The 10,962-nt window shown below is 66.7% G+C and carries 11 protein-coding genes; 9 read left to right on the forward strand and 2 right to left on the reverse strand.

Annotated elements, in window-relative coordinates; genetic code table 11:
* Positions 1-295: 295 nt before the first annotated feature.
* Together ASE31_RS11105 and ASE31_RS11110 are read left to right on the forward strand one after the other, a co-directional pair.
* Positions 296-1,417 (forward strand): 3-deoxy-7-phosphoheptulonate synthase, encoded by a 1,122-nt coding sequence (locus tag ASE31_RS11105; RefSeq protein WP_057201704.1) that lies wholly within the window; start codon positions 296-298, stop codon positions 1,415-1,417.
* Positions 1,418-1,516: 99 nt separating this feature from the next.
* Positions 1,517-1,828 (forward strand): hypothetical protein, encoded by a 312-nt coding sequence (locus tag ASE31_RS11110; protein WP_057201705.1) that lies wholly within the window; start codon positions 1,517-1,519, stop codon positions 1,826-1,828.
* 170 nt (positions 1,829-1,998) lie between these two features.
* On the opposite strand, the gene mpl is transcribed toward ASE31_RS11110, so the two are convergent.
* Positions 1,999-3,420 carry a UDP-N-acetylmuramate:L-alanyl-gamma-D-glutamyl-meso-diaminopimelate ligase gene (gene mpl / locus ASE31_RS11115; RefSeq protein WP_057201706.1) on the reverse strand — a complete coding sequence of 474 codons (1,422 nt, stop codon included), beginning with the start codon at positions 3,418-3,420 and terminating at the stop codon, positions 1,999-2,001.
* Positions 3,421-3,603: 183 nt separating this feature from the next.
* Here mpl and ASE31_RS11120 point away from each other — a divergent pair, with 183 nt between their 5' ends.
* The 7 genes from ASE31_RS11120 to ASE31_RS11150 all read left to right on the forward strand — a co-directional run bounded on the left by ASE31_RS11120 (position 3,604) and on the right by ASE31_RS11150 (position 10,502).
* Positions 3,604-4,209, forward strand: a complete 606-nt coding sequence (locus ASE31_RS11120) for a hypothetical protein (RefSeq protein WP_057201707.1) — start codon at positions 3,604-3,606, stop codon at positions 4,207-4,209.
* Positions 4,206-4,784, forward strand: a complete 579-nt coding sequence (locus tag ASE31_RS11125) for a TlpA disulfide reductase family protein (RefSeq protein ID WP_057201708.1) — start codon at positions 4,206-4,208, stop codon at positions 4,782-4,784. The genes ASE31_RS11120 and ASE31_RS11125 overlap by 4 nt, the downstream gene beginning before the upstream one ends.
* 147 nt (positions 4,785-4,931) lie before the next feature.
* The gene (gene accB / locus ASE31_RS11130) at positions 4,932-5,384 is read left to right on the forward strand and encodes an acetyl-CoA carboxylase biotin carboxyl carrier protein (protein ID WP_057201709.1); all 453 of its coding nucleotides are present in this window, start codon (positions 4,932-4,934) and stop codon (positions 5,382-5,384) included.
* 116 nt (positions 5,385-5,500) lie between these two features.
* The gene (accC, locus tag ASE31_RS11135; protein ID WP_057201710.1) at positions 5,501-6,850 is read left to right on the forward strand and encodes an acetyl-CoA carboxylase biotin carboxylase subunit; all 1,350 of its coding nucleotides are present in this window, start codon (positions 5,501-5,503) and stop codon (positions 6,848-6,850) included.
* An 80-nt stretch (positions 6,851-6,930) separates the two neighbouring features.
* On the forward strand, positions 6,931-7,830 hold the full coding sequence (gene prmA / locus ASE31_RS11140) for a 50S ribosomal protein L11 methyltransferase (protein ID WP_057202474.1): 900 nt from the start codon (positions 6,931-6,933) through the stop codon (positions 7,828-7,830).
* A gap of 46 nt (positions 7,831-7,876) precedes the next feature.
* The gene (locus ASE31_RS31000) at positions 7,877-9,553 is read left to right on the forward strand and encodes a zinc-ribbon and DUF3426 domain-containing protein (protein WP_082604129.1); all 1,677 of its coding nucleotides are present in this window, start codon (positions 7,877-7,879) and stop codon (positions 9,551-9,553) included.
* A 52-nt stretch (positions 9,554-9,605) separates the two neighbouring features.
* On the forward strand, positions 9,606-10,502 hold the full coding sequence (locus ASE31_RS11150; protein ID WP_057201711.1) for a carbohydrate kinase family protein: 897 nt from the start codon (positions 9,606-9,608) through the stop codon (positions 10,500-10,502).
* Between the two features lie 135 nt (positions 10,503-10,637).
* On the opposite strand, the gene ASE31_RS31005 is transcribed toward ASE31_RS11150, so the two are convergent.
* A partial coding sequence (locus ASE31_RS31005) for a histone (RefSeq protein WP_235514412.1) occupies positions 10,638-10,962 on the reverse strand: 325 nt, incomplete at its 5' end.

A 10,962-nucleotide genomic window follows, 5' to 3' on the forward strand; every position in this document is an offset into this window, starting at 1 on the left:
GGCTGGATATTTCAGCCCCTCTCGTCGTCCCGGATCGCCCTGCAGGCCGCTGTGGCGTTGCATCTTCGCAACGCACAGGGGTTGCTGCAATGCGGCAAGACTGTGCTACATTGAATCCCATGCAAGTTCGCAGCGCGTTTTATTTTTGGTTTTTTATCTCAGTCCCCGGCGGATGAGAGGCGAACGCGCAAGCACACACAACCTCCCCATACCAACCGCCGACGCTGCAAAGCCCGGCGGTTTTTGTTTTTCTGCCCTCCCCATTTCCATCCATCCAGCCCACGAGGAAGACAACATGACGGCCCACACCAACCCCACCAGCGATTCCTGGTACCGCAGCGTCGAGAAAACCAGCCAGACCGACGACGAACGTATCAAGGACATCACCGTGTTGCCTCCTCCAGAGCATCTGATCCGCTTTTTCCCCATCAGCGGTACGCCGGTGGAAACGCTGATCACCCAGACCCGCAAGAACATCCAGAACATCATGGCCGGCGAGGACGACCGCCTGCTGGTGATCATCGGCCCCTGCTCCATCCACGACCCGGCCGCCGCGATCGAATACGCGCGCCGCCTCAAGGCGGTCCGCGAGCAGTACAAGGACACGCTGGAGATCGTGATGCGCGTGTACTTCGAAAAGCCCCGCACCACGGTGGGCTGGAAGGGGCTGATCAACGACCCCTACCTCGATGAGACCTACCGCATCGACGAAGGCCTGCGCATCGCACGCCAGTTGCTGATCGACATCAACCGCCTGGGCGTGCCCGCAGGCAGCGAGTTCCTGGACGTGATCTCGCCCCAGTACATCGGCGACCTGATCTCCTGGGGCGCCATTGGCGCACGCACCACCGAAAGCCAGGTGCACCGCGAGCTGGCCTCGGGCCTGTCGGCGCCCATCGGCTTCAAGAACGGCACGGACGGCAACATCCGCATCGCCACCGATGCCATCCAGTCCGCCAGCCGCGGCCACCACTTCCTGTCGGTGCACAAGAATGGCCAGGTCGCCATCGTCAACACCAACGGCAACAAGGACTGCCACGTCATCCTGCGCGGCGGCAAGGCCCCCAACTACGACGCCGAGAGCGTGGCCGCCGCCTGCAAGGACCTGGAAGCCGCCAAGCTGCCCGCCACCCTGATGGTGGACTGCAGCCATGCCAACAGCAGCAAGCAGCACCAAAAGCAGATGGACGTGGCACGCGACGTGGCCGGCCAGATCGCCGGCGGCTCGCGCAGCGTCTTCGGTCTGATGATCGAAAGCCATCTCACGGCCGGCGCCCAGAAGTTCACGCCCGGCAAGGACGACGCTGCTGCGCTGACCTACGGCCTGAGCATCACCGACGCCTGCCTGGGCTGGGACGATTCGCTGCAGTCTTTGGCAGACCTGTCGGCTGCAGTGCAAGCCCGCCGCGCTGCCTGAGCAACTGCCTGCGTGTAAGCTTCTGGCCATTGAGGGTTCTGTCCGCTGCCCGAGTGCAGCGGCGGGGCCTGCCACCCCTGCTTACAGAAAGGCATCCCCATGCACAGCGAAGTCTCCGTCCGCCTGGCGGGCAACCAGGAATTCCGCTTCGACCTCGCCAACGCGGAACCCATGACCCATGAGGAAGGGCGTCGCTGGCTGGACGACCAGTTCACCAGCCTCGATTGCGAACCCCTGCGCGCCAGCGGCAAGGTGCTGCTGGCCGACAAGGTGCTCACAGTGGCGCAGGCCGCCGGCAGCCCGTTGATGGGCGATGTGCAGTGGTCGCGCGACTTTGCGCGTGCCGCCAGTGCGGCCCTCGCCAGGCCCGTGGTGCGGGTGGACGTGCCCGCCATGGCCGTGACGTTCTAAGCACCCCCTGAGTCGCTTCGCGCCTTCACCCCTCTCTCATATTGCTTCGCAATCTGGGAGGGGGACGCCCCCAGCGCGGCGGGGCGGCCCTTGCGCGGGGGCACTGGCTTGGGCTGTGCCAGTATTTCAGGCTGACAGCACTTCAGAGAACTGAGATCAAGGCGGTGGAACTACCGCGCTAGCGCCTGCAGCAGGCGCGCATGCACGCCGCCAAAACCGCCATTGCTCATGCACACGATGTGGTCCCCGGGCCGCGCTGCGGCGCTGACCTGGGCCATCAGCGTGTCAATGTCGGGCGCGGTCTGCGCGCGCTGACCGGGGCCCACGCCCAGGGGGGATAGCGCGTCGGCGGCGTCCCAGTCCAGCCCCGCCGTGTGGCAGAAGGCCAGGTCGGCGGACTCCAGCGCCCAGGGCAGCTGGCTCTTCATGGCGCCGAGCTTCATGGTGTTGCTGCGCGGCTCGAACACCGCCAGGATGCGTGCCGTGGGGCCCAGGCTGCGGCGCAGGCCATCGAGCGTGGTGCGCAGCGCGGTCGGGTGGTGGGCGAAATCGTCGTACACCGCGATGCCGTTCACCGTGCCGCGCAATTCCATGCGGCGCTTGACGTTCTGGAACTGGCCCAGTGCGCGCGCCGCCTGTTCGGGCGCCACGCCCACATGGTGGGCTGCGGCGATGGCGGCCAGGGCATTGAGCTGGTTGTGCACGCCGGTCAGCGCCCACTCCACCCGTGCCACGGTACGGCCTTGCTGCACCACGTCGAACGCCTGGGGCTCGCCCATGGCGGCAAAGTCGCCCACTGCCGTGCCGAAGCTGCTCACGCTGCTCCAGCAGCCGGCGTGCAGCACGCGCGCCAGGCTTTCTTCAAGCCCGTTGACCACCACACGGCCCGAGGGCGGCACGGTGCGCACCAGGTGGTGGAACTGGCGCTCGATGGCAGCCAGGTCGTCGAAGATATCGGCGTGGTCGAACTCCAGGTTGTTCAGCACGGCCGTGCGTGGGCGGTAGTGCACGAACTTGCTGCGCTTGTCGAAGAAGGCGGTGTCGTATTCGTCGGCCTCGATCACGAACAGCGGGCTGACACCCAGCGGGCCATCGCCGGCATGGGGCCGCGCGGCCGCGCCCAGGCGCGCGGACACGCCGAAGTTCAGCGGCACGCCGCCGATAAGGAAGCCGGGCTGCTGGCCCGCGCTTTCCAGGATCCAGGCCAGCATCGAGGTGGTGGTGGTCTTGCCGTGCGTGCCGGCCACGGCCAGCACATTGCGGCCCTGCAGCACATGCTCGGCCAGCCACTGGGGGCCGCTGGTGTAGGGCAGGCCGGCGTCCAGGATGGCTTCCATCAATGGGAATTTGGGTGTTCCATCGGCCAGCCGCACCCGGCTGACCACGTTGCCAACCACGAACATGTCGGGCTTCAGGTCCAGCTGCTCTGGTCCGAAGCCTTCGATCAGCTCGATCCCCAGGGCGCGCAACTGGTCGCTCATGGGCGGGTAGACACCCGCGTCGCAGCCTGTGACCCGGTGCCCCGCCTCGCGGGCCAGGGCCGCAAGGCCGCCCATGAAGGTGCCGCAGATGCCCAGTATGTGTATATGCATGGGCGACGATTCTACTTTTCAAACGCAAGGTCCCACGCCGCTGGGTTGGCCTGCCTGGGGAGCTATGAAATTGATAGTCTTTTGCCCGCCATGGCCCTGTGGGCGGCTGTGCCGTGGGGGCATGCCGAGCACCCCGAAGGCGCGTTCGCGCCACAATGGAGCCTCCACTGCCTGGTTTGCGCCATGAACACACCTCTGAGTGCCGAAATCGCCAACACCACCGCCCGCATCGTCGTCGAGGAAGGGATGGAGTGGGGCCCCGCCAAGCGCCGCGCGCTGCGCGAAATGGGCCTGCCTGCCCGCACGGCGCTGCCCGGCAACGACCAGGTGGAGGAAGCCGTGCGCGAGTACATCGCCCTCTTTTGCGCCGACACCCAGCCGCGCGAACTGCGCGCGCTGCGCCAACTGGCCCTGGTCTGGATGGAGCGCATGGCGGCCTTTCGCCCGCATCTAGGCGGTGCCGTTTGGCACGGCACGGCCACCCGCCTGTCCGACATTTACCTGCAGTTGTTCTGCGATGATTCCAAATCTGCCGAAATTGCGCTCATAGATCACCATGTGGACTACGAGCCGCGCACGGTGTCCGGTTTCCATGGCGAGTCGGTCGAGGCCTTGAGCCTGGGCAGCAAATCGCCTGAACTGGGCGAGATGATCGGAGTCCATCTGCTGATCTATGACCTTGATGACCTGCGTGGAGCGCTGCGGCCCGATGCCAAGGGGCGCTCGCCCCGCGGTGACATCACGGCCGTGCGCCGCCTGCTCCAAGATACGGAAACCCCTGCTCCATGACGACCCCCGCTCCCGAGATTTCGCCCGCCACTTCCCCTGGCACCCCCTCCGATCCCGCCCGCCGCCGCTGGCTGTATGCGGGTGTCGCCGGCGCAGCCGCCGTGGGGGGCGCAGGGGTCGCGTGGTGGAAATTCCAGCCCCATGCCATGGAAAGTGGGGCGGAAAAGGCCTTGTGGGCCCTGGAGTTCGAAACGCCGGACGGCGCCACCCTGCCGCTGCAGCGCTTTTTGGGCAAACCGCTGCTCATCAACTTCTGGGCGACCTGGTGCGCCCCTTGTGTCGAAGAGCTGCCCATGCTCAATGCCTTTTACCGCGAACATGCGCCCAAAGGCTGGCAGGTGGTGGCCCTGGCCATCGATCAGCCGTCTTCTGTGCGCAAATTTCTCACCAAGCTGCCTCTGGAATTCCCGGTCGGGCTGGCCGGCATGCAGGGCACGGATCTGGGGCGCTCGCTCGGAAACCTCACCGGAGGCCTGCCTTTCACGGTGGTCTTGGGTGGAGAGGGCCGGGTGCTGCACCGTAAAATGGGCCAGGTCACGGCGCAGGATCTGCAGCAGTGGGCGGCCCTGCGCTAGGCAGGACGGGCCATTGGCGCCCTTTATTCCGGGCCTGAATGGCCTTTTGACGCTCTGGCGTTCATCAAAATTGTGGCCCAAAGACGGGTATAGGCCGAATTTGGAGTAAATTCGCGCCCTGTTCAGTTTTTAGCCGTTGGAGCTTTCATGGATCTGCGAAAACTCAAAACCCTCATCGATCTCGTGTCCGAGTCGAATGTGTCCGAACTCGAAATCACGGAGGCCGAGGGCAAGGTCCGTATCGTCAAGAGCGGCGGTGCCGTGGTGCAGCAGTATGTACCAGCGCCCATGCAGCAGCAGGCGCCTGCCCAGGCCGCTGCCGCCCCAGTGGCCGAACTGCCCGCACCCACCCCTGCCGCGCCCGCAGGCCATGTGGTCAAGTCGCCCATGGTCGGCACCTTCTACCGCTCATCCAGCCCCGGCGCCAAGGCCTTTGTCGAAGTCGGCAGCCAGGTCAAGGAAGGCGAGACCATATGCATCATCGAGGCCATGAAAATCCTCAATGAGATCGAGGCCGACAAATCGGGCACGGTCACCCGCATCCTGGGCGAAAACGGCCAGGCCGTGGAATACGGGCAACCGCTGTTCGTGATCGAATAAGGCGCGCATGTTCAAGACGATTCTTGTTGCCAATCGGGGCGTTCTTGCCAAAGGCAAGGCGAAGCAAATTGCACTGGCACGCGCCAGCGTGCGGGCGATGAGCCGCGAGACAGCCTATGTTTAAAAAGATCCTGGTCGCCAATCGCGGCGAAATCGCCCTGCGGATCCAGCGCGCCTGCCATGAGCTGGGTGTGAAGGCCGTGATGGTCTACTCCGAGGCCGACCGCGACGCCAAGTACGTCAAGCTGGCCGAAGAGGCGGTGTGCATCGGCCCCGCGCCCTCGTCGCTGTCCTACCTCAACATGCCGGCCATCATCTCGGCCGCCGAAGTGACCGACGCCGAGGCCATCCACCCCGGCTACGGCTTCCTGTCCGAGAACGCCGATTTTGCCGAGCGCGTGGAAAAGAGCGGCTTCCAGTTCATCGGTCCCACGCCCGAGTCGATCCGCATCATGGGCGACAAGGTGTCGGCCAAGCAGACCATGATCCGTGCCGGCGTGCCCTGCGTGCCCGGCTCCGAAGGCGAGCTGCCCGATGACCCGGTGCAGATCCGCCGCATTGCCAAGGCCGTGGGCTACCCGGTGATCATCAAGGCCGCAGGCGGCGGCGGTGGCCGCGGCATGCGCGTGGTGCACACCGAGGCTGCCCTGGTCAATGCCGTGCAGATGACCAAGGCCGAGGCCGGCGCTGCGTTCGGCAATCCTGCGGTGTACATGGAGAAGTTCCTCCAGAACCCGCGCCACATCGAGATCCAGATCCTGGCGGACAAGCACCGCAATGCGGTCTACCTGGGCGAGCGCGACTGCTCCATGCAGCGGCGCCACCAGAAGGTGATCGAAGAGGCGCCGGCCCCCGGCATCCCGCGCAAGCTGATCGAGAAGATCGGCGAGCGCTGTGTGGCCGCCTGCAAGAAGATCGGCTACCGCGGTGCGGGCACCTTCGAGTTCCTCTACGAAAACGGCGAGTTCTACTTCATCGAGATGAACACCCGCGTGCAGGTCGAGCATCCGGTGACCGAGTGGATCACCGGCGTGGACATCGTGCGCACGCAGATCATGGTGGCGGCGGGCGAGAAGCTGCCCTTCACCCAGCGCCAGATCGAGATCCGGGGCCATGCCATCGAATGCCGCATCAACGCGGAAGACGCCTACAAGTTCACCCCCTCGCCAGGGCGCATCACCACCTGGCACCCACCGGGCGGGCCGGGCGTGCGTGTGGACTCGCATGCCTACACCAACTACTTCGTGCCGCCGAACTACGACTCGATGATCGGCAAGATCATCGTGCACGGCGATACGCGCGAACAAGCGCTGGCGCGCATGCGCACCGCGCTGTCGGAGACGGTGATCGAAGGCATCAACACCAACGTGCCCCTGCACCGCGAGCTGATGGTGGACGCCAAGTTCATGGCTGGCGGCACCAACATCCATTACCTGGAAGAGTGGCTGTCCCAGCACAAGCGCTGAGCCAGCACCGGTGGTTGTTCAATATGCTGGCCCCTGGCAACGGGGGCCGGCATTTCATTTTTTCTGAGAGGCCTGCGCCCATGTTCGAGCTGATGCTGATGTGCCCCGAAGACCGGATCGAGCCGGTCAGTGATGCGCTGGACGCGCTGGATGCGCTGAGCGTCTCGGTGGAAGACGCCGATGCGCAGACCGATGCCGAGCAGGCCCTGTTCGGTGAGCCCGGCATGCCGCCACCCAAGGACGGCTGGCAGCGCAGCCGCGTCGTGGCCCTGTTCCCGACCCGCGAGGCCGCCAGCGAGGCGCAGCAGCTGCTGTCGGTGCAGGACTTCTTCGAGGGTTGCCAGGTGCTGGGTATGGCCGAGTTGGCCGACCAGGACTGGGTGCGGCTCACGCAATCGCAGTTCACCCCCGTGGACATCACGCCCGATTTCTGGATCGTGCCCACCTGGCACGAGTTGCCCGCCGAGGCTGTGCGCAGCATTCGGCTGGACCCGGGCCTGGCCTTTGGCACCGGCACCCACCCCACCACGCGCATGTGCCTGCGCTGGATCGCCCGCAAGGGCGCCACCGGCGAAGGCGCGGCTGCCTTCGGCCGCGTGCTCGACTACGGCTGCGGCTCGGGCATCCTGGCCATTGGCACGGCCAAGTTCGGTGCCACCGACATCGATGCCGTGGACATCGACACGGCGGCCGTCGAATCGACGGTACTGAACGCCGAGGCCAACGGTGTGCAACTGCGTGCCGGCCTGCCCGACAAGGCCAGCGGCCAGTACCAGACCGTGCTGGCCAACATCCTGGCCACGCCACTGCGCGTGCTCGCGCCCCTGCTGTGCAACCATGTGGCGCCCGGCGGCCACCTGGTGCTGGCGGGCATCCTGGCGCGCCAGGCCGAGGAGCTCAAGGAGGCCTACGCACCCTGGGTGAAGCTCGAAGTGGCGGACACTGAGGACGGTTGGATCCTGATGACCGCATCGCGTTGAAGCATGGCGCGGTGCGGCTTGCGCCGCACCCTACAATCGACCGCAGATGAGCCAGATCACACGCTGCCCGGCCTGCGCGACCCAATTCAAGGTGGTCGCCGACCAGCTGCGCATTTCCGAGGGCTGGGTGCGCTGCGGGCAGTGCAAGGAGGTGTTCGACGCGGCCGCGCACCTGGTGGCCGCACCGCCCCCGCCGATGCTGCCCGACGTCTCGCTGACCGACACCCGCCCACCACCGGTGGTGGTTGCACGGCAGCCCGAAGCGCGCGGTGCCTGGGGGGTGTTCGACCCGCCGGCGAGCCAGGCGGCGGGCCGCGTGTCCCAGCCTGCGGCGCCCGCTGCGGCGGCGGGTCCCGGCGGCACGGCTGGCCAGGTGTTCGATATTCCCGCACCCACTGTTCCAGCGTTCCTCTCGGCTGCGCGCGCGCCTTCCACTGCGCTCAGTGCCGATGATCTGAGCCTGGAGCCCTTGCAGACCTTTGGCTGGCGGGCGCCGTCCGTACCGCCATTGCTGCCACCCCGGTCGGCACCCGCTGTGCCCCCTGCTGCGGCCATACCCCCGCCAGCGGCATTCGTGCCTCCGCCGCCACGCGAGGAGAGCCGTGTGATGCCCGGGCTGGCCGCGTCGCTGCTGGCCGACCTGGCCCCTGTGGCGAGTCCGGCCTTGCCCAGGGGGGTGGATCCGGCTGCCGAGGGCATGGCCGTGCCTGCCGGCTACGAGCTGCCGGTGGCGGAATTTTCCGACTCCCTGCCCGATGGCGAAGATGACGACAATGGGCCCGACACGGAGATCATGTCCTTGCCGGAAGAGGGGACGGGTGATGACGCCGCCTACCCCGCCCTGGATCTGCCCACCCCGGCGGCCAGGCGCGCAGCGCTGCCAGCGCACGATGAGGACGACGACCACGATGATGGCGTGCCGCTGTTCGGCCCCGCTGCGGCAGCGCCTCAGCCCATGCTGCCGGTGGCCGCGCCCGAATCTGCGCCCCGGCGCACGCCCGTGGCGTCGCAGCCACCCTCCAGCGGGTTTTCCGAATCCATCACGCCTTTTCCCGATCCGGATTTCGAGCTGATGCCCGATCCGGTCTTTCCGGCATCGGCACCAGCGCTCCCCCGATCCGAGCCCGCCGGTGCTGCGCGTGGGCGCTCGGCGGCGACCGCCCTGGATGCCGATGAGGACGATCTGCCCGCCGGCCACCCCGATGCCGAGGAGGTGAGTTTCGTGCGGGCTGCGCGGCGCAAGGCCTTCTGGCGCCGGCCACTCGTGCGCTCGCTGCTGGCGCTGGTGCTCTTGCTGCTGCTCGGGGTGCTGGCCGTGCAGGTTGCCGTGCAGGAGCGCAACCGCATCGCCGCGATGGACAGCAGGGCGCGCCCCTGGCTGCAGCAGCTGTGCACGCACCTGGGCTGTACGCTGGCCCCCCAGCGCCAGATTGCCGATGTGGTGATCGACAGCTCGTCCTTCAACAAGGCGCGTGGCGATGGCTACCTGCTGTCGCTCACCGTCAAGAGCCGCGCCACGATACCGCTGGAAATGCCGGCGGTGGAGCTGACCCTCACCGATGCCCAGGACCAGCCTGTCCTGCGGCGCGTGCTGCAGCCTGCCGATCTCGCAGCGCCCGTCGAACTGCCTGCGCGCGGCGAGTGGAGCACCTCGGTCTCGGTGGTGGTGACCACGGGCGCCTCGCGGGTGTCGGGCTACCGGCTGCTGACTTTCTACCCCTGATCCCACCGGGATCGCGGGCCTCTCTTTCCAACCCTTCACTCTCTTCCCACCTATGGCTGCCCTTATCTGTGGTTCCCTGGCATTCGACACCATCATGACCTTCGAGGGACGCTTTGCCGAGCAGATCCTGCCCGAGCAACTGCACATCCTCAACGTGTCGTTCCTCGTGCCCTCGCTGCGCCGCGACTTTGGTGGCTGCGCCGGCAACATCGCCTACAGCCTGAAGCTGCTGGGTGGCGAGCCCCTGCCCATGGCCATGCTGGGCAGTGATGCTGCGGACTACCTGCAGCGCCTGGATACCCTGGGCATCAGCCGCCGCTTCGTGGGCCAGGTGGAGGATGTGCACACCGCGCAGGCCATGATCATGACCGACCGCGACAACAACCAGATCACGGCCTTCCACCCGGGCGCCATGATGCAGGCGCATGCGAATCGCATCGAATCCGGCGACGGCATCCGCCTGGCCATCATCGCGCCCGATGGCCGCGACGCCATGATCGAGCATGCTGCGCAACTGGTGGCGGCCGGTGTTCCCTTTGTCTTCGATCCGGGCCAGGGCCTGCCCATGTTCAATGGTGCCGAGCTGTCGCGCTTCATTGAGCAGGCGACCTGGGTCACGGTCAACGACTACGAGGGCAAGATGCTCAGCGAACGCACGGGCTGGAGTCTGGCCGAGATCTCGCAGCGTGTGGACGGCCTGGTGGTGACGCTGGGTGGCGAGGGCTGCGAAGTCTGGATCAAGGGCGAGAAGACGCTGGTGCCTGCCGTGGTGCCTGCCGCCATCGTGGACCCCACGGGCTGCGGCGATGCCTGGCGTGGTGCGCTGCTCTTCGGTCTGGAGCGTGGCTGGCCGCTGGTGCAATGCGCCGAGCTGGGCAACCGAGTCGGGGCGCTGAAGATCGCACAGCGCGGCCCGCAAAGCTACACGCTGGACTTTCAGCCTGCGTGAGCTTAGCTTGGTGCCGTGCGTGCGTCGCCTGGGGTGGCGCACGGCGCCAAAGCGCCGACCAGCGCTTTGCGTCCGGGCATAAAAAAACCCGGTGCCGAAGCACCGGGTTGAGCGCAAAGCGCGTAAGGCAAAGACTTACGGCTTGGTGCCCGTGGGGAAGGGCCATGCTGCCTGAGGGTTCAGCGTGGTCTGCGCTGCGGGAGCGGCTGCGGCTGCAGCTGGCGCAGGGGCTGGGGCCTTGGCCGCTTTCTTGGCAGGAGCTGCCTTCTTCGCGGGCGCAGGGGCGGCGGCCTTCTTCGCTGCTACGGCCTTCTTGGCAGGAGCGGCAGCCTTCTTGCTGGGCGCAGCTGCCTTCTTGGCAGGAGCGGCAGCCTTCTTGGCGGGTGCAGCTGCCTTTTTGGCAGGAGCGGCCTTCTTGGCTGGTGCTGCTGCCTTCTTGGCAGGAGCGGCCTTCTTGGCT

This window comes from Acidovorax sp. Root217 (genome assembly GCF_001428645.1).
In the GTDB taxonomy this organism is placed as follows: Bacteria; Pseudomonadota; Gammaproteobacteria; order Burkholderiales; family Burkholderiaceae_C; genus Acidovorax.

Coding starts and splice junctions, on each gene's coding strand:
- ASE31_RS11105 (WP_057201704.1), top strand. CDS start 296: ATGACGGCCCACACCAACCCCACCAGCGATTCCTGGTACCGCAGCGTC.
- ASE31_RS11110 (WP_057201705.1), top strand. CDS start 1,517: ATGCACAGCGAAGTCTCCGTCCGCCTGGCGGGCAACCAGGAATTCCGC.
- mpl (WP_057201706.1), bottom strand. CDS start 3,420: ATGCATATACACATACTGGGCATCTGCGGCACCTTCATGGGCGGCCTT.
- ASE31_RS11120 (WP_057201707.1), top strand. CDS start 3,604: ATGAACACACCTCTGAGTGCCGAAATCGCCAACACCACCGCCCGCATC.
- ASE31_RS11125 (WP_057201708.1), top strand. CDS start 4,206: ATGACGACCCCCGCTCCCGAGATTTCGCCCGCCACTTCCCCTGGCACC.
- accB (WP_057201709.1), top strand. CDS start 4,932: ATGGATCTGCGAAAACTCAAAACCCTCATCGATCTCGTGTCCGAGTCG.
- accC (WP_057201710.1), top strand. CDS start 5,501: ATGTTTAAAAAGATCCTGGTCGCCAATCGCGGCGAAATCGCCCTGCGG.
- prmA (WP_057202474.1), top strand. CDS start 6,931: ATGTTCGAGCTGATGCTGATGTGCCCCGAAGACCGGATCGAGCCGGTC.
- ASE31_RS31000 (WP_082604129.1), top strand. CDS start 7,877: ATGAGCCAGATCACACGCTGCCCGGCCTGCGCGACCCAATTCAAGGTG.
- ASE31_RS11150 (WP_057201711.1), top strand. CDS start 9,606: ATGGCTGCCCTTATCTGTGGTTCCCTGGCATTCGACACCATCATGACC.